A 16909-nucleotide genomic window follows, 5' to 3' on the forward strand; every position below is an offset into this window, starting at 1 on the left:
AAACTGTCGTAGGTACGCCCTAGATTCGGCCATGTGTTCGAGGGCGGTGCGTACGGCGTCGGGGTGACGGTCAACACCCTCGAGCCCATGCCCTGGGACGACGTGTCCTGGGCCGACGTGCCACTGCCGCCGGGCGTCGAGGTGCACCCCACGCGACTGGGCGAGCTGATGCCCGTCGGCGCGCGGACGCAGGCGGAGCGAGCCGCGGAACTCCAGCGCGTGTCCGTCGTGGAGGGCCAGCTCGCCGCCTACAGGGCGGAGATCGTCGCCGCGATGGCCCGGGCGAGTGCGGACACGGACGACCGGCAGCCCGGTTCGGCAGGGGCCGCCTCCCCGGACTGGGCCCCCGATCAGGGCGACGAACCGTTGCCGGGGGTCAGTGAGTTCTTCCCGGACGAGCTGGCGCTGACGCTGAACTGCTCCCGGGCGGCGGCCACCACGCTGGCGGAGGTCTCACTGACGCTGGTGGAGCGCCTGCCCTCCGCATGGGCGGCCCTGGCCGACGGGAAGCTGGACTGGCCTCGCGCGCGGGCGCTGGCCACCGAGCTGGGATGGCCGGCCCGCAACACCGAACCAGTCGTGATCGCCGAGGTCGAGGCAGCAGTCCTGCCCGGTGCCATGGAGCTGTCGGTGAAGCGGCTCCGCGCCCTGGTCGCTCGCGAGCTCATCAGCCGCGATGCCGCGGCGGCCGAGCGCCGGAGGAAGCGGGCGGAGCGGGCTGCCGACGTCATCGTGCACGGCCTGGGCGACGGCATGGCCGAGCTCCGCGCGGTCATGCCGGCTCCGCTCGCCGCCGCGACCCGCGACGCCGTCGATTCCTACGCCCGGATGGCGAAGGCCGACGGTGCGCGAGGGACGCTCGGCCAGGTGCGCGTCGGGGTGCTGGCCGATCTCGTCCTGCGGCCGTGGGACACCAGCCGACCGTCCGTCACCGCAGAACTGACCGTCATCGCGCCGCTCGACGCCCTCCGACCGCCCGACCTCGCCCGTTTCATGCCGCCGGCGGACTCCTCGACGTTCGACCTGCCCGGGTCGGCCGCCCGCTCGGTGGTCGCCGATCACGCCCCGCACGGCGGCGGCGCCGCGCCCGTGGGTGAGGTCAACGGGCAGCCGATCACGGCCGGCCACCTCCGCGAGCTGCTCCGCCAACTCGACGCCCTGTGCCCAGGTGGGTTGCAGGCGCCGGCGGGCGGACGGCTGACGATCGCCGTGGTCGAGCCGGGTTCGGGTGAGCTGCGGGCGACCGTCACGCGTGCTGAGCTGGAACGACTGGTCCGCCGAGGGTGTCCAGACCATCCACGAAGTGTCTGCGAATGCCCGCTGCTCGACCGGCCGGAGGCGGTGGACCGCTACCGTCCCACCCCGGCGCAGTACCGCTTCGCCCGCACGCGCGACCGGACGTGCCGCCATCCCGGCTGCGACAACCGAGCCGCATGGGCCGACCTCGACCACGTGATCCCGCACAGTCGCGGGGGGCCGACCGACTGCGCCAATCTCTGCTGCCTGTGCCGCCGGCATCACCGGCTCAAGACGCACGCCGACGGCTGGCGGTTCGTGCTGCTGCCCGACGGGATGCTGTCGGTGACCACGCCCACCGGCGTCACCCGCACCACCCGGCCACCCGGCATGTCGGCGCCGAACGATCCCGACCCACCCGCGCCGCCGCGGGCGAACGATGATCCGCCTCCGTTCTAGTGGCCCGGCCCCGATGCGCCGCGTCGGCTATGACTGAAGCCGCACGCGCTGGGTGCCGGTCGGTTGGGCGGTCGTCCTCCCGCTCGGCGCGGTCGTGGGCTCGGCGCGGTCGCTGGGCTCGGCTCGTCCTCCCGCTCGGCGCGGTCGTGCTGCGGATCAGTTGCCGTGCGACTCGGTGCCGGTGATCTGGAAGTCCTCGCCGACCAGCACGGTGAGCCGCTCGTCGTCGGTGGTGACGATGTGCGCCTCGTAGACGCCACCGGAGTCCGTCTCGACGCGCTCGATGGTGGCGTCGGGGTACTCGGCGAGCACAGCCTCGGTCACCTGGGTCGCGGTGTCGCCGGTGAGCAGCTCTTCGTCGCCGCGCTGCGGCTGGGACGGGTCGCCGCCCCGCGGGCCGTGGTGCCCGCGACCGTCGCGCTGACTGGTGGAGGACTCCGGGCGCGTGTTGCCGTCGTCGGCGGCGTTCGCCGTGACCGTCCCGGCGATGATCCCGCCGACGACGAGTCCGCTGCCCACCAGCGCCGCCGACCGCACCCACGCCCGCTGGCCGATGCGCTCGCGCAGCGTCGGCTTCGGCCGCGCCGCCTCGTTCTGGGTCTCGCTGTCCATGTCGGACTCCCTGCACTCCGAGGCCCCCGACGGGGCCGTCCGGAGAAGAGAGTCGGTCGCGGACCTGTGGTGAAGCTGTACGCCGGGTGCGGGATGGCCGTGAATGCACGGCGACTACAGGACGCCGTTCTCCCGCAGCACGCACAGCGCGTGGACCGTCGCGTGCCCGCGCCACTCCAGCGTCGCTGCGGGGGAGTAGCTGTCGAAGTCCACCGTCCAGCCGCCGTCGGCCTGCTGTCCGTCGGCCAGCCGCTCGAGTTCGGCGTCGACCACCGCTGCGCCGAACAGCGACCGCGCCGGACCGCCGGGCAGCGGCGCGAAGTCCAGCGGGCGCATGAACTCGTCCGCGGCCCCGCCGTCGACGTGCAACAGCCCGTTCTCCGGCACGCGAGGCCGGAGGCCCTCCACCGCTTCGGCAGCCGCCGGCGTGGACCGCGACGCCGCGTCGAGGAACTGCACGGCGAACGCCAGCTCCATCGCGTGCGCGGGGCCAGGCCCGTTGATGGCGGCCAGGCAGAACTCCGTCGCGCGGGAGAGCCACGGGTGTCCGGCCACCGCCGGGTCGGCGGCAGCCACCCGGTGGGCCGCCGCGGCGACCACGCCCGTGATCTGCAGGGACGACGTCGTCGAGTCGGCTCCGGCCCAGAAGGGAGCGGAAGCGGCCGGGTCGGGAACCGGCAGCGCGAAGGGCAACCCCCCGTCCGGCAGCGCGACCGACGCCAGCCAGTCGCACAGCTCGGCCGCGCGCGGTGAGCTGGCCGGCGCGATGTCGGCGAACACCTCGAAGGCGTGCAGCGCGCCGCCCGGCTGACTGGTGCGCGACCGCAGATCTGGCTCGAGACCCCAGCCGTAGCCGCCGTCGGGATTGCGGTAACCGTCGACGGCCACCAGCACGGACGCGACGTCGCCGTTCCCGAACAGCAGGTCGTGCCGGCGGCGGTCCAGCACGCGGGCCGAACCGGCGAGGAAGTCGGCCGCAGCGGCCAGATCGACGCTCACGACGTCACCATGCCGCACGTCACCGATCTTTCGCCCGGGACCGCGCGGATCGGGCGACCGAGCCGCGATGGCGGGATGGCGCGACCATGAGGCATGGACGAGATCGGCCTGGACGTGGCCACCATGAACCTCGACGAGTTCCTGCTGGCCCGGATCGCGGAGGACAAGCGCGTGGCCACGGACGCCGCCGGAGCCGACAGGAAGGGGGAGTGGGGTCCCGACCTCGTCGGCGACGGACCCGGAGGGCCCCGTTCGACGGCGCACGTCGTCCGGCACGACCCGGCGCGCGTGCTCGCCGAGTGCTCGGCCAAGCGGCGGATCGTCCTGGCCTGCCGGGACGCCCGCCCGGAGACGGCGTTCGTCGGCATCCACCCGCGGGGCATGGCCGATTTCCCGGTCACGGCGCAGGATCAGCACCAGCTCGCCGCGCTCACGCTGGCGCTCCTCGCCCTGCCCTACGCCGATCACCCGCACTACCGGCCGGAATGGCGGCCGTGAACCGGCCGGGCGTGCCCGCCGGCACGCGTCAGGGGTGGATGCCGAGGGCGAGCGTCAGCTCCAGCACGGTCCGGGGATCCTCCAGCCGCGTCCCGTAGAGCTCCCGGAGCTGCGTCATCCGGTACCGCACGGTCTGCGGGTGCACGAACAGCTCGGCCGCCACCGCATCCCGCCGGCCGTGGTGGAGCAGCCACGACCGCAGCGTCTCCACCAGCTTCTCGCGAGCACCTGGGCTGAGGTCCTGCAGCGGTGCGAGGACAGCGGCGCGCAGGTCGGCCAGCGCCTCGGCATCGGCCCGCAGCACGAGGTCGGCCAGCCGCCGCTCGGTGTCCAGCGGCTCGGCCCCCTCCGCCGCCAGTCCCAGCTGGAGCGCGCGGCAGACCCGCGCGTACGAGGCCGACGCCTCGGCCCACGGGCGGGGCGGCCCGACGACGGCCTCGCGCCCGCCCAGCGAGCGGAGCAACGCCGGCCGCGACCGGCCTGCCGCGTCCGGCACGAGCAGGACGACGAGATCGGACGCCGAGCCCAGCCCGGGCACCTCCTCGCCGGCGCGCAGCGTGCGGCCGTCCAGGGAGACCAGCGCCCCGCGGACCTGGCTCTCGGGCAGGACCACCGCGGTCAGCGTGCGCGGCGGCGCCCAGTCGGCGCGCTCCGCAGCCGCCTCCAGGTCCGCCACGGCCCCGCCGGCGAGCAGCTGGTTGGCCAGCCGCTCCAGGTAGCGCTGCCGGACCCGCCCACTGGTCGCCAGCTCGTCGCTGTGCCCCGCGACGCTGGAGGCCGAGAGCTGGTCGATGTAGGCGAACACCAGCTCCGCGAACCGGGCCAGCTGCGGCGCGGTCAGGCCGGCCGCGACGGCGCCGGCGCTCATGTGCCGCCACGCGACCCGAGCCCCCACGCGGTACGCGGCCAGCAAGGCGTCCATCGAGCGGCCACTGCGGGCCTCCCCGCGGCCCAGCTGGTACGCGCCCTCCAGGGCCGGCCGGATCGGGATGCTGGCGTCCGCGCCGCTGCTCGCCGTCGCCAGTTCCAGGAAGCCGCCGAGCGCCAGCTCGACGGCGTTGACGATGACCCTGCCCATGTCGCCGGAGAACGCGTCGGCGTAGCTCGGGACCTCGACGATGATCTCCGCGACGGTCCGCTCGGCGACCGACGGCAGCTCGGCGCGCATGCCGTCGGCCACAGCGGTCGGGATCGCGGTCGGCTCCGGCCTCATCGTTCTCCTGCTCTGGCGGGCGTTTTGTTCGCAGGGAACAGAACCTACGCCCCGATTCACGTCAGCGGCACAGGTACTTATGCCTTGGGCTGGACAAGCTCTAGACATGACGACAACCGTTCCGCGCCCGACCACGGCCCGGCCTCGGATTGCGCTGCGCGACCGGGTGCTCAAGCTGGCCGAGCTGGTCACGACACCCCTGCTCCCCACCGACTACCTCGACCTGATCGATCCCCTCCGGTCCGGCGCCGACCTGCGCGGCCGGATCGAGGCGGTCCTCCCCGAGACGCGGGACGCGGCGACGGTCGTGATCCGTCCCGGCCGCGGCTGGCAGGGCCACACCCCCGGCCAGTACATCCGGATCGGCATCGACGTCGACGGCGTCCGCCAGTGGCGCGCCTACTCGCTCACCTCGGACCGGACCCGGACCGACGGCTGCATCGCCATCACGGTGAAGGCGATCCCGGGCGGCAAGGTCAGCAACCACCTCGTGCACCGCACGACGCCGGGGACGATCGTGCAGCTCGACCAGGCCGCGGGAGAGTTCGTCCTCCCAGCCCAGCTCCCCGCCAAGGCGCTGTTCCTCACCGCCGGCTCCGGGATCACCCCCGTCATGGGCATGCTGCGCAACCACCCGGAGCTGACCGACGTCGTCCTGGTGCACTCCGCCCCCACGGCCGAGGACGTCGTCTTCGGCGCCGAACTGCGGGCGATGGCCGCCGACGGCCGGATCCGGCTGGTCGAGCAGCACACGGACACCGCCGGGATGCTCGACGCCCCGGCGATCGCCGCGCTCGTCCCCGACCTGCACGAGCGCGCCACCTGGGCGTGCGGGCCCGTCGGGATGCTGGAGGCGCTGGAGGAGCACTGGGAGTCCGCCGGCCTCGACAGCCGGCTCTACACCGAGCGCTTCCGCCCCACCGTCCTCGTGACCGGCGAGGGCGGCACCGTCTCCTTCACCAGGAACGGCACCACGCTCGAGGCCGACGGGGCCACCCCGATCCTCGACGCCGCCGAGGACGCAGGCGTCCTCATGCCGAGCGGTTGCCGGATGGGCATCTGTTACGGCTGCGTGCTGCCGCTGCGCGAGGGCGCCGTCCGCGACCTGCGCAACGGCGAGATCACCACCGCGGCGCCCGGGGACGGCGTCCTGATCCAGACCTGCGTGAGCGCCGCGGCCGGCGCCTGCGACATCGACCACTGACCTTTGATCGGAGCCCACTCATGACCGTGATCCAGAAGAAGTCCGAGAACCCGATCGCCCACCTGTCCGCCGAGGACATCGAGATCCTCGGCAAGGAGCTCGACACCATCCGCCAGGAGATCCGCGACAGCCTGGGGGAGGACGACGCCAAGTACATCCGCCGTGTCATCGACGTCCAGCGCAAGCTCGAGCTGGGCAGCCGCGCCGCCCTGCTGGTCTCCATGTTCCCGCCGGCCTGGTTCGTCGGGACCGTCGGCCTCTCGGTCGCCAAGATCCTGGAGAACATGGAGATCGGGCACAACATCCTGCACGGCCAGTGGGACTGGATGCGTGACCCGAAGATCCACTCCACGACGTGGGAGTGGGACATGGCCAGCCCGGCCGAGCAGTGGAAGCACTCGCACAACGAGCTGCACCACACGTACACGAACGTGATCGGTAAGGACAACGACCTCGGCTACGGCATCATGCGCGTCGACGAGGACCAGAAGTGGCACCCGATGTACCTGGCGCAGCCGCTGTGGAACTTTCTCAACGCCTGCTTCTTCGAGTACGGGATCGCCGCCTACGACCTGGAGCTGGGCAAGAACCTGGCGACGAAGAAGCGCCGCGCGAACCCGGAGTTCCGGGCCGACGCCAGGAACGTGCTGAAGAAGATCCGCAAGCAGGCGACCAAGGACTACCTCGTCCACCCGGTGCTGTCCGGGCCCTCGTTCCTGCCGACCCTGGCGGCCAACTTCACCGCCAACGTGGTGCGCAACCTGTGGTCGCACTCGGTGATCATGTGCGGCCACTTCCCCGAGGGCGTGGAGACGTTCGAGAAGACGTCGATCGAGGGCGAGACCCGCGGCGAGTGGTACCTGCGCCAGATGCTGGGCTCGGCCAACATCTCCGGCAGTAAGGCCATGCACATCATGACCGGCAACCTGAGCCACCAGGTGGAGCACCACCTGTTCCCCGACCTGCCCAGCAACCGGTACGCCGAGATCGCCCCGAAGGTGAAGGACATCTTCGACCGCTACGGGCTCACCTATCACTCGGCCCCGCTGTACAAGCAGGTCGCCAGCGCCTGGCACAAGGTCATCCGGCTCTCGCTGCCCAACGGCTGGCTCGCCGAGACGACGCCGAAGAACGCCCCGGCCCAGGTGATCAAGCTGGTGCGCATGACGACCGGCGGCAAGAAGGTCCGCCGCGAGCTCAGCCGGGCCGCCGCCTGACCCAGCTCGAGCGCTGAACCGGAGAGGTCCAGAACCCGCGTGGTTCTGGGCCTCTCCGGTTCGAGGCTCCCGGTACTCAGAGGTCGCGGACGCTGAAGGGTCGGGGACCGTAGCCCTCGGGCAGCCCACGCAGCTGGACGTGGTCGAGCTTCCTGCCCACCACTGCGCCCGCCGGCCAGAACCGAGCGAAGTGCACGGTGTCCTCGATCGTCTCCTCCAGCAGTTCGGCGAACTCCGCCGTGCCGAGCAGGTCCGGTCCCATTCCTGCCGCGACGAGATATCCGTCCACCGCCACCCGCAGGTCGTCGTAGGTGATGTCGAGCTCGCGCACCAGCGCCGTCGTGGTGGCCCGCATCGAGCTCATCCCGGAGAAGGCCCGCCCGCAGCCGCAGCCACCGTCCGGATCCGCCTCGTCCGTCGCGCAGACGAAGCCGAGCAGGACCAGCTCGCCTTCGACGGCGAAGCAGAAGTCGCCGTCCTGTTCACCCTGGCGCTCGCGCGTCGCCGTCAGCAGCTTCATGCACGGCACCGTGCCACGGGGGTCTGACAAGTCGTTTGCCCTGCTGAGGATCGAGATGTTCCGATGCGGCGGTGGATCTTCCCGCCGTGCTCGCGGCTCTCGACGAGCAGCTGCGCCGCCACCCGGTGGCGGGTCCGGGGGTGCGGGTCGAGAACGAGGATCGAGTGACCCGGATGGTCGGCACCGACGGGTCGTGGTCGTCCGTGGTCTGGAGCGGGCTGTCCGAGGCCGACGCGGACGATGTGATCGCCCGCGAGATCGCGCGCGCCACAGAGGCGTCCTTCGAGTGGAAGCTGTACTCGCACGACCGGCCCGCCGACCTGCCCGACCGGCTGCGGGCCGCCGGCTTCACACCGGAGCCGGTGGAGACGGTCATGGTGGCCGACCTCGCCGACCTCGACCTGCCGGTCCCGGCGCCCGACGGCATCCGTCTGGCGACCGTGGAGGACGACGCCGGCGTGGAGGCGATGCTCCGGGTCCACGACGAGGTCTTCGGTCCGGGCACCACCTACCCGTCGGTGGTCGAGGCGGTGCGGACGGCGTTGGGCATCCACCCTCGGCCGATCGAGGCGGTTCTCGCCCGGGCCGGCGACACGGCCGTCTCGGCGGGCCGGGTCGAGTTCCACGAGGGCACCGACTTCGCCAGCCTGTGGGGCGGCGGGACGCTGCCGGAGTGGCGGGGCCGCGGGGTGTTCCGCGCCCTGGTGGGCCACCGCGCCGTCCTCGCCCGGGACCGCGGCTTCCGCTACCTGCAGGTGGACGCCCTGCCCACGAGTCGCCCGATCCTGGAGCGGATGGGCTTCCACCCGCTCACCGGGACGACCCCGTGGACGTACGGCAGCAAATCCGAGGAGGCGACGCCTGCCGGTCCGCTGTCTCCGTCAGGCGCGCAGGACAGCTCCTAGCCCGTCGGAGTCGCGCTCCGTGCGATCCGTAGGACGTCCCCATCGGTGCGCGGCCTCGGCACCGTGATCCTGGGACGCCGGGGCAGCAGGGGGATGACGACACCCGCGACCTGGTACTCCGCCCGGCGCCTGCTGGTGGGCGTGGCCCGCTCCGCGTCGGCGATCATCGCGGCCACCCGGCCCAGCCGTGCCCGGCTGGGGGAGGCGTCGTCCGATGAGAAGGCAACCCGACCGATCGGCTCGGGACCGCCCGGCGCGGGCATCATGCGGCCACGCTCGGGGTGCCCTGGTGGAACAGCAGCAGCCATCGGGCCTCGGGGTCGCGCAGCCACACCGAGCTGCGCAGCGCCTCCCGGCCGGGCTCGCGCGACCGGTAGGTGACCAGCACGGCGTCCGCGCCGAGGTAGCGGGTCCGCAGGTCGGCGGCCTGGACCGGGGCGTCCGCGCCGCTCGTGACCGCGGTGATCGACTCGGGGTCCCGCACCCGCCCGGACGCGCCGCGCTCCAGGAAGCCCGGGTGTAGCAATGCCCGGACGCGCTCGGCGTCCCGCCGGACGTCGGGCTCCAGCAGGGTCAGCTCGCGCTCGACGACGTCCCGGAGATCGGCCTCGGTGGGCCGCGCGGGCGGACTGGTCAGCTGGACGGCGGCCATCAGTTGGCCATGTCCACGAAGCGGCTGTAGTGACCCTGGAAGGCGACCGTGACGTTGGCGGTGGGCCCGTTACGGTGCTTGACCAGCATGATGTCGGCCTCGCCCGCCCGTGGGGACTCCTTCTCGTACATGTCCTCGCGGTGGATCATCATGACCATGTCGGCGTCCTGCTCGATCGAGCCGGACTCACGGAGGTCGGACAGCATCGGCTTCTTGTCCTGACGCTGCTCCGACCCACGGTTCAGCTGCGACATCGCGATGACCGGGACCTCGAGCTCCTTGGCCAGCAGCTTGAGCGCACGGGAGAACTCGGAGACCTCCTGCTGGCGGCTCTCGACCCGCTTGCCCGACGTCATCAGCTGCAGGTAGTCGATGACCACGAGCTTGAGGTCGTTGCGCTGCTTAAGCCGCCGCGCCTTGGCCCGGATCTCCATCATCGTCATGTTCGGTGAGTCGTCGATGTAGAGCGGTGCGTCGGCGATCTCGCCCATCCGGCGGGCCAGCTTCGACCAGTCCTCGTCCGACAGCGACCCGGCGCGCATGTGGTGCAGCGGCACCTTCGCCTCGGCCGACAGCAGACGCATGGTGATCTCGTGCTTGCTCATCTCCAGGCTGAAGATGGCCGCCGGCAGATGATGCTTCACGGAACAGGACCGTGCGATATCCAGACCTAGGGTCGATTTGCCCACGCCGGGACGAGCCGCGATGACGATCATCTGGCCGGCCTGCAGACCGTTGGTCAGCTCGTCGAGGTCGCGGATGCCCGTCGGGACACCGCGGCTGACCCCGCCCCGGGACGCGATGGCGTCCAGCTCGTCCATCGTCGGCTGCAGGATGTCCTCGAGACGCGAGTAGTCCTCGCTCATCCGCTTCTCGGTGACGTCGTAGATCTCCTGCTGCGCCCGGTCGACGATGTCGTCGACATCGCCCTTGCCGCCGGCCGCGCCGTAGCCGAGCTGGACGACGCGGGTGCCGGCCTCGACCAGGCGGCGCAGCACGGCCTGCTCGGCCACGATCGCCGCGTAGTAGCCGGCGTTGGCCGCCGTCGGCGTGGAGGCGATGAGCGTGTGCAGGTAGACCGCGCCGCCCATCTTGGACAGCTGGTCGGTGCGGTTGAGCTCGGCGGCGACGGTGATCGCGTCCGCCGGCTCGCCCCGGCCGTAGAGGTCGAGGATGCAGTCGAAGATGACCTGGTGGGCGGGCCGGTAGAAGTCGGGCCCGTGCAGCGCCTCCACGACGTCGGCGATCGCGTCCTTGCTCAGCAGCATGCCGCCGAGCACCGACTGCTCCGCGGCGACGTCCTGCGGCGGCTGCCGGTCGTAGGCCGGCGCCGTCACGGACGGCCGGCTGAAGTCGTCGGCCAGCGCCACGGATTCCTCCATCTCCTTGCCGGCGCGCCCGCACCACCACTCCGTGGGGAAGCCGGGAGTTCGGCGGGCGCCGCCGGACCGAACGTGTGTTCGGTCATTGCTACCGCCGGGCACCGACAAGTTCGGCGGACCCACGATCGGGAGTGCCGGGGTTCGGCACCCGGCGGGAGCTGGGGAGGACGTTAGGAACCAGGAGGGCCGCCGTCCAACACCGGTGTGGGCGTCGATCTGCACAACTTGTGGACAAGTCGGTGGACGGACGCCTGTCGACATGTGGAGACGGCGGGGGACACGTCCCGGCCATCCGGGGGATGCCCGCCGCTCACCTGCACGAAGGGTTCCCCGCGGCTGTGGACGGAAGAAACTTCTCAACAATTTTTCGCGACGCGCCCCACGAGCCACAGGGGGCGTCGTGGGCGGCCGGGCGGCCCGGGGCGGGCTCCGGATCCACATCGGGAACGCGCCCGGACCGGTCAGCGCCCCGCAGAGCCCGTCGCCCGCCGGTGACCATGCCCGGGGGACCGCTGGGGTCAGGGGCACCGGCCACGGCGCGCTCAGGGCGCTTGGCGGTCCCGTGGAGAACGCGCGAGGGGCGCCGGACCGGAGTCCGACGCCCCTCGCGGGCAGTGCTCGTGCGAACGGCCAGGCCGTACCGGCCGCCTGGCCGCGGCTGTCAGGCGGCGACGACCTCGATGGTCAGCTGGGTGCTGACCTCGGCGTGCACCCGCACGGTGACGGTGTGCTGGCCGGTCGTCTTGATGCTGCTGGGCAGCTCGATCCGGCGACGGTCCAGCTCCGGGCCGCCGGCGGCGGTGACCGCCGCGGCGACGTCGGCCGTGGTGACCCGCCCGAACAGGCGGCCGCCCTCACCGGCCCGTGCCGGCACGCGGACGGTCAGGCCGGACAGCTGCCCGGCGACGGCCTGCGCCTCCTCGTTCGAGCGCACGTCGCGGGCGGCACGCGCCCGGCGGAGCGACTCGATCTGCTTCTCGGCTCCGCGGGTGGCCAGGATGGCCAGGCCGCGGGGCAGGAGGTAGTTGCGGCCGTAGCCGCCCTTGACCTCGACGGTGTCACCGGAGGAACCGAGACCGGTGACCTCCTGCGTGAGGATCAGCTTCATCTGGCTCATGGTCAGCGCGCCGTCGAGGTGTAGGGCAGCAGTGCCATCTCGCGGCTGTTCTTCACGGCCACGGCGACGTCACGCTGGTGCTGGCTGCAGTTGCCGCTGACGCGGCGGGCACGGATCTTGCCGCGGTCGGAGATGAACTTCCGCAGCAGCGTCGTGTCCTTGTAGTCGACGTAGGTCGCCTTGTCCTTGCAGAACTGGCAGACCTTCTTCTTGACCTTGCGGATGGGGGGCTTGGGCACAGGGTTCTCCAGATACAGAGACGTTCGGGGGAGGTTCTAGGGAGGAAGGATCAGAAGGGAGGCTCGTCGGACGGACCGGCGGGCGTCGACCAGGGGTCGCTGCTCCCGCCGCCGCCACCGGCGCCACCGGAGGAGCCGAAGCCGCCTCCGCCGCCGCCACCACCGAAGCCGCCGCCACCCTCACCGCGGGAGGCCTTGGTGACCTTCGCGGTGGCGTAGCGCAGCGAGGGGCCGATCTCGTCGACCTCCAGCTCGATGACGGTGCGCTTCTCGCCTTCCTTGGTGTCGAACGAGCGCTGCTTGAGGCGCCCGCTGACGATGACCCGCGAGCCACGGGTGAGGGACTCGGCGACGTTCTCGGCCGCCTGCCGCCACACGTTGCAGCGCAGGAAGAGCGCCTCGCCGTCCTTCCACTCCTGGGACTGACGGTCGAAGGTGCGCGGCGTCGAGGCGACGGTGAAGTTGGCCACCGCGGCACCCGACGGCGTGAACCGCAGCTCCGGGTCGGACGTCAGGTTGCCGATGACGGTGATGACGGTCTCGCCGGCCATGGTCAGTGGGCCTCGGGACGCATCAGCTTCGTGCGGAGCACCGACTCGTTCAGGTTGAGCTGCCGGTCGAGCTCGGCGACCGCAGCGGGCTCGGCCTCGATGTTGACGATGGCGTAGATGCCCTCGACCTGCTTGTTGATCTCGTAGGCCATACGGCGACGGCCCCAGATCTCGGTCTTGACGGTGCCACCGGACTTGGTGACGACGGTCAGGAACCGGTCGAGCGAGGGAGCGATGGTGCGCTCCTCGAGATCGGGGTCGAGGATGACCATCAGTTCGTAGTGACGCACGGAGAACCCCACCTCCTCTGGTCTTGGCGGCTGCAGGACATCTGCAGCAGGAGGGTCGTGCATGCGTTGCGCGCCCCGGCAGCTGCCGAGAGCGCGCAGCAGAAGGCTACCAGCGCCCGGGAATCCGCTCCGCCGCGCTGTCCACAGGCCGTCCGGCGGACCCCGGCAGGGGAGCTACCGGGAGGAGCGCGCGGCCTGGTGGGTGCGGACCAGGGCGGCGGTCACCGCGGCGAGCGCGACCACCGCGGCCAGTGCCGCTGCGGGCAGCGCCTGCGCGGCCGGCGACGACGCGGCGGTCTCCTCGGCGGCGGTCTCGTCCAGGCACGCGCCGTCGAGGCCGGCGAGCCGGCCGAACACCGGCACCGAGGCGCCGTCGTAGCTGCCCGCCAGTCCACCGGAGCCCCCGGCGCCCCCGGCGCCGCCGCTGCCCGCGCCGGAGGAGCTCCGGCCCGGAGCGAAGAACTGTGCGGGGTCGAACGCCGCGGCGGCCGCGACGTCGGACGGTGACATCTGCGGGGCCCCGGTGCCCGTGCCGTACGTGTAGCCCGGGCCCGTGGCGCCCCCGACCACACCGGGAGTGCCGTCGGGCTGCGGGGCCGGCGGGGTCTCGCCCTGCGGCGTCGGGACGGGGACCGGCACGGGAGCGGGCGCGGGCCCGGGCGCCGGGGGCGCCGGCACGCTGACCGCCGGCAGCTGCGGCAGGTTGACCGACGGCAGGGTGGGGACGTTCGGCGCGATGGTCTGCACGACGTACGGCGTCGGGGCGGGCAGCGCCGGCAGCCCCGCGGCGACGGTGCTCACCACCTGGTCGACGACGGCGGCCGGGGTTCCGGCGGCCGGGACCACCCGGTAGGTGTAGGTGATCGAGCCGGTGGTCGCGGGGGCGCTGAAGTTCCACGCCGCCGACTGACCGGCTTGCAGGTCGCGGCGCTGGCCGAAGAACGTGACGGCGACATCGGTGTTCACCGTCGCGGAGAGGCTGCCGAGGACGCCGAGGTCCGCCCCGGTGCTGTAGCTGTCCACCTCGTTCACGAACGTGACCCTGCCGCCGGGGTCGACGCTGGCGGCGGGGGGCGTGACGGTGCGGATCTCGACCGTGGCCGCGGGCGCCGCGCCGGCGCCGGGCGCGAGCAGTACCGCGGCCCCGGCCATGCCCAGCCATCCGAGCATCGCCGCGGCGATCCCACGCTGGGCACTCCGACGAATCCGACCGGTTGCCATCTTCTCCGCTACCTCCACGTCGATCCGAGGACGCGTTTCCCCTGGTGAGGGGGGACCCCGTCCCCGTGCCCCAACGATGATGTGACGCAGGAGATACGGGTAAACCTGATCCCGCGGCCGAACTAGGCTCGTCGAGCGTGACCCGTCACCCGTCCGTGCACCCTCGGCTCCCATGACGAAGCACCCGATCGGCGTACACGTCGGCCCCGGGCTGACCGGCGACAACGAGCTCGACGACGGCGGCCCGCTCGCGAGAGCCGCGGAGATGGCTGCCGACGGCGTGCAGGTCTTCCTGACCGACCCGCAGAGCTACAAGAGCCCCCGGCCCCGGCCGGACGCCGACGCGCTGCTCCGGAGCGACGTCATGGTGATCGTCCACGCGCCCTACATGCTGAACGTGGCGTCGACCAACAACCGCATCCGCATCCCCGGGCGGAAGCTGCTGGCCGAGCACGCGCAGGCGGCCGCGGCGATCGGGGCGCGCGGGATGGTCGTTCACGGCGGCCACGTGCTCGCCGAGGACGACCCCGCCGTCGGCGTCGAGAACTGGCGGAAGACCTTCACCTACCAGGCGAAGAACGGCGGCTTCGCCCTCCCCCTGCTCATCGAGAACACGGCCGGCGGCGGCAATGCGATGGCCAGGGACCTCGACGCGATCGCCCGGCTGTGGGACGGCGTGGGCGAGTTCGGCGCCGGCTGCGTCCTCGACACCTGCCACGCCTGGGCGGCCGGCTGGGACCTCACCAGCGCCGTCGACGACCTGCGCGCGATCACCGGCCGCGTGGACCTGGTGCATCTCAACAACAGCCGCGACCCGCACGGTTCCAGCCGCGACCGGCACGCCCCGCTCGCGGCGGGCGAGATCCCCCTGGAGCTACTGGTCGAGGTCGCGCGGTCCGCCGACTGCCCGATCGTCCTGGAGACCCCCGGAGACGCCCCCGGCCACGCCGAGGAGATCGCCCTGCTGCGCGCCGCCCTATGACTCCGCGACCCTCCGGGTCGCAACGCGGCCAGGAGCTGTCCCCCGCTCGGCATGAGCCGCTGCGTCGCGCCTGCGCGGAACCCTCCGGGCCCCACTCGGCACGACAACCACATCCCGCGCTCCGTCGAGGACGCCTCCGGCCGGGTCGTCGACACCGGGCCAGCTGGTGCGGACGACGTCCCCGTCGGGGCGCAGGACGTCCCGCACGACGAGGGCCATGAGCACCAGGAGGGCGGCGTCGCGCAGCAGCACGCCGCGGAAGAAGTCCTCGACCTCGATCCCGCGGTTGGCCGTCCCGAGGTAGTGCAGCATCGTCACCACCCAGACCAGCACCTCGGTGGCCTGCCACAGCAGGAGCGACCGCCATCGCGGGCGGGCCAGCACCGCCAGCGGCAGCAGCCACAGCGCGTACTGCGGGCTGTAGACCTTGTTCAGCAGCAGGAAGCCGGCGACGAGCAGGAACGCCACCTGCGCCACCCGGGGCCGCACCGGGGCGGCCAGCACGAGCCACAGGACGCCGGCGCCGAAGACGAGCAGGGCGACGGTCACCGCGGCGTTGAGCAGGGTGGGGACCTCACCCTCGGCCAGGGGCCCGTCGAGCAGCCGGTTGTCGCTCAGGTGCAGGGCGATGTTCCACAGCGACTCCGGGTTGGCCCCCCGCGCGCGGCTGAAGACGAAGAACCACGCCCAGTTGTCCGGCGCGAGGACGGCGACCGGCAGGTTGACCGCCGTCCAGGCCGCGACCGCCGCCCCCGCCATCACCCCCCACTCGCGCAGGCGCCCGGCCCGGACGCAGAGCAGGAACAGGGCGCCCAGGATCAGGAGGGGATAGAACTTCGCCGCGACGGCGGCACCGAGCAGCAGGCCGGCCGGCACCGGCCGGCGGCGGGCCCACGCGACCATGCCGAAGCAGGCCAGGGCGACCGCGAACAGGTCCCAGTTGGTGAAGGCGTGCACAGCGAGCACCGGCGAGAGGCCGATCATCGCGGCGTCCCACGGCCGGCGCCCCGCGAGTGCCAGGCAGGCCCGTGTGACGAGCAGCGCGCAGACCGACAGCAGCAGGCAGGTCACCAGGGTGTAGCTGTGGACGGGCGCCAGGTCGGGCAGCATGCCCACGGCTTCGGCCGCCCGGTCGTACCCGCGGGCCAGGGCCGCCGCCAGCGCGATGAACGCCCCGGTCAGCACCGGGTACTCGACGCGGCTGTCCAGGTAGGGGAGGTCGCCGGAGTCGAGCCCGTACCCGCCGAACAGCGGCACCGCGTCGGAGTAGCAGAGATGGGTGTACTGCTTGGACCCGCTCCACTCGCCGGCGGCGCACGGGGCCTGCTTGATCCAGGCCAGCGCCAGCACGAACGTGGCGAACAGCAGGCACACGCGCAGCGGCGTCCAGAAGAGCGCTCCGCCGGTGACGGCGTGGCGTCCCCAGGGTCCCCCGACCGCCTCGCTCGCCTGGGCGACCACCGGGTCGCTCCAGCTGGGGATGACCCGGTCCGGCCGGCCGGAGCGCGGCGTCGCCGGCGCCACGGACCCCACCGGCGCGACGTCGCCGGTGGGGTCCGTGGGAGGGCCGTCGGGGGGCGGCTGCGTCACGGCCTCAGTCTGCCGTGCCGCG

18 protein-coding genes are annotated in these 16909 nt (G+C 72.6%); 6 read left to right on the forward strand and 12 right to left on the reverse strand.

The features are described 5' to 3' along the window. Window positions 1-33 precede the first annotated feature (33 nt). Window positions 34-1695, forward strand: coding sequence for an HNH endonuclease signature motif containing protein (locus E4P39_RS18680; protein WP_135138088.1), 1662 nt, complete (start codon window positions 34-36; stop codon window positions 1693-1695). A 156-nt stretch (window positions 1696-1851) separates the two neighbouring features. On the opposite strand, the gene E4P39_RS18685 is transcribed toward E4P39_RS18680, so the two are convergent. Next, the gene (locus tag E4P39_RS18685; RefSeq protein ID WP_135138089.1) at window positions 1852-2307 is read right to left on the reverse strand and encodes a hypothetical protein; all 456 of its coding nucleotides are present in this window, start codon (window positions 2305-2307) and stop codon (window positions 1852-1854) included. Window positions 2308-2421: 114 nt separating this feature from the next. Beyond that, complete coding sequence (locus E4P39_RS18690) at window positions 2422-3306, reverse strand: hypothetical protein (RefSeq protein WP_135138090.1); 885 nt, start codon at window positions 3304-3306, stop codon at window positions 2422-2424. A 93-nt stretch (window positions 3307-3399) separates the two neighbouring features. Here E4P39_RS18690 and E4P39_RS18695 point away from each other — a divergent pair, with 93 nt between their 5' ends. After that, window positions 3400-3804 (forward strand): DUF6221 family protein, encoded by a 405-nt coding sequence (locus tag E4P39_RS18695; RefSeq protein WP_135138091.1) that lies wholly within the window; start codon window positions 3400-3402, stop codon window positions 3802-3804. 28 nt (window positions 3805-3832) lie between these two features. Here E4P39_RS18695 and E4P39_RS18700 read toward each other — a convergent pair whose 3' ends face one another. Continuing rightward, on the reverse strand, window positions 3833-5017 hold the full coding sequence (locus E4P39_RS18700) for a helix-turn-helix domain-containing protein (protein ID WP_135138092.1): 1185 nt from the start codon (window positions 5015-5017) through the stop codon (window positions 3833-3835). A gap of 106 nt (window positions 5018-5123) precedes the next feature. Here E4P39_RS18700 and E4P39_RS18705 point away from each other — a divergent pair, with 106 nt between their 5' ends. Together E4P39_RS18705 and E4P39_RS18710 are read left to right on the forward strand one after the other, a co-directional pair. Further along, window positions 5124-6221 (forward strand): ferredoxin reductase, encoded by a 1098-nt coding sequence (locus E4P39_RS18705; protein WP_135138093.1) that lies wholly within the window; start codon window positions 5124-5126, stop codon window positions 6219-6221. Window positions 6222-6241: 20 nt separating this feature from the next. Further along, entirely contained in the window at window positions 6242-7438 is a 1197-nt protein-coding gene (locus E4P39_RS18710; RefSeq protein WP_135138094.1) for an acyl-CoA desaturase, read from the forward strand. 76 nt (window positions 7439-7514) lie between these two features. Here E4P39_RS18710 and E4P39_RS18715 read toward each other — a convergent pair whose 3' ends face one another. Further along, the gene (locus E4P39_RS18715) at window positions 7515-7958 is read right to left on the reverse strand and encodes a hypothetical protein (RefSeq protein WP_135138095.1); all 444 of its coding nucleotides are present in this window, start codon (window positions 7956-7958) and stop codon (window positions 7515-7517) included. 71 nt (window positions 7959-8029) lie between these two features. Between E4P39_RS18715 and E4P39_RS18720 the strand changes: the two genes are divergently transcribed. Continuing rightward, window positions 8030-8863: a GNAT family N-acetyltransferase gene (locus E4P39_RS18720; RefSeq protein ID WP_209306615.1), complete on the forward strand. Its 834-nt coding sequence runs from the start codon at window positions 8030-8032 to the stop codon at window positions 8861-8863. Window positions 8864-9125: 262 nt separating this feature from the next. Here the strand turns inward: E4P39_RS18720 and E4P39_RS18725 are convergent, their stop codons facing one another. The 7 genes from E4P39_RS18725 to E4P39_RS18755 all read right to left on the reverse strand — a co-directional run bounded on the left by E4P39_RS18725 (window position 9126) and on the right by E4P39_RS18755 (window position 14264). Further along, window positions 9126-9515, reverse strand: a complete 390-nt coding sequence (locus E4P39_RS18725; protein ID WP_135138096.1) for a DUF4440 domain-containing protein — start codon at window positions 9513-9515, stop codon at window positions 9126-9128. Continuing rightward, window positions 9515-10897 carry a replicative DNA helicase gene (gene dnaB, locus E4P39_RS18730; protein ID WP_135138097.1) on the reverse strand — a complete coding sequence of 461 codons (1383 nt, stop codon included), beginning with the start codon at window positions 10895-10897 and terminating at the stop codon, window positions 9515-9517. Before dnaB ends, E4P39_RS18725 begins: the two co-directional genes overlap by 1 nt. A 661-nt stretch (window positions 10898-11558) precedes the next feature. After that, the gene (gene rplI, locus E4P39_RS18735; protein WP_135138098.1) at window positions 11559-12005 is read right to left on the reverse strand and encodes a 50S ribosomal protein L9; all 447 of its coding nucleotides are present in this window, start codon (window positions 12003-12005) and stop codon (window positions 11559-11561) included. A gap of 11 nt (window positions 12006-12016) precedes the next feature. Further along, window positions 12017-12253: a 30S ribosomal protein S18 gene (gene rpsR / locus E4P39_RS18740; RefSeq protein ID WP_026856604.1), complete on the reverse strand. Its 237-nt coding sequence runs from the start codon at window positions 12251-12253 to the stop codon at window positions 12017-12019. A gap of 50 nt (window positions 12254-12303) precedes the next feature. After that, window positions 12304-12804, reverse strand: a complete 501-nt coding sequence (locus E4P39_RS18745; RefSeq protein ID WP_135138099.1) for a single-stranded DNA-binding protein — start codon at window positions 12802-12804, stop codon at window positions 12304-12306. Between the two features lie 2 nt (window positions 12805-12806). Then, entirely contained in the window at window positions 12807-13094 is a 288-nt protein-coding gene (rpsF, locus tag E4P39_RS18750; protein ID WP_135138100.1) for a 30S ribosomal protein S6, read from the reverse strand. 174 nt (window positions 13095-13268) lie between these two features. Further along, window positions 13269-14264 carry a hypothetical protein gene (locus E4P39_RS18755; protein WP_135138101.1) on the reverse strand — a complete coding sequence of 332 codons (996 nt, stop codon included), beginning with the start codon at window positions 14262-14264 and terminating at the stop codon, window positions 13269-13271. Window positions 14265-14487: 223 nt separating this feature from the next. Between E4P39_RS18755 and E4P39_RS18760 the strand changes: the two genes are divergently transcribed. Beyond that, window positions 14488-15297: a deoxyribonuclease IV gene (locus E4P39_RS18760; protein ID WP_135138102.1), complete on the forward strand. Its 810-nt coding sequence runs from the start codon at window positions 14488-14490 to the stop codon at window positions 15295-15297. Here the strand turns inward: E4P39_RS18760 and E4P39_RS18765 are convergent. Continuing rightward, window positions 15292-16887, reverse strand: coding sequence for a glycosyltransferase 87 family protein (locus E4P39_RS18765; protein WP_245159949.1), 1596 nt, complete (start codon window positions 16885-16887; stop codon window positions 15292-15294). The two genes, E4P39_RS18760 and E4P39_RS18765, sit on opposite strands and share 6 nt — an antisense overlap. Window positions 16888-16909: the final 22 nt, after the last annotated feature.

The sequence above is a fragment of the Blastococcus sp. CT_GayMR19 genome, from assembly GCF_004570385.1.
Taxonomy (GTDB): Bacteria; Actinomycetota; Actinomycetes; order Mycobacteriales; family Geodermatophilaceae; genus Blastococcus_B.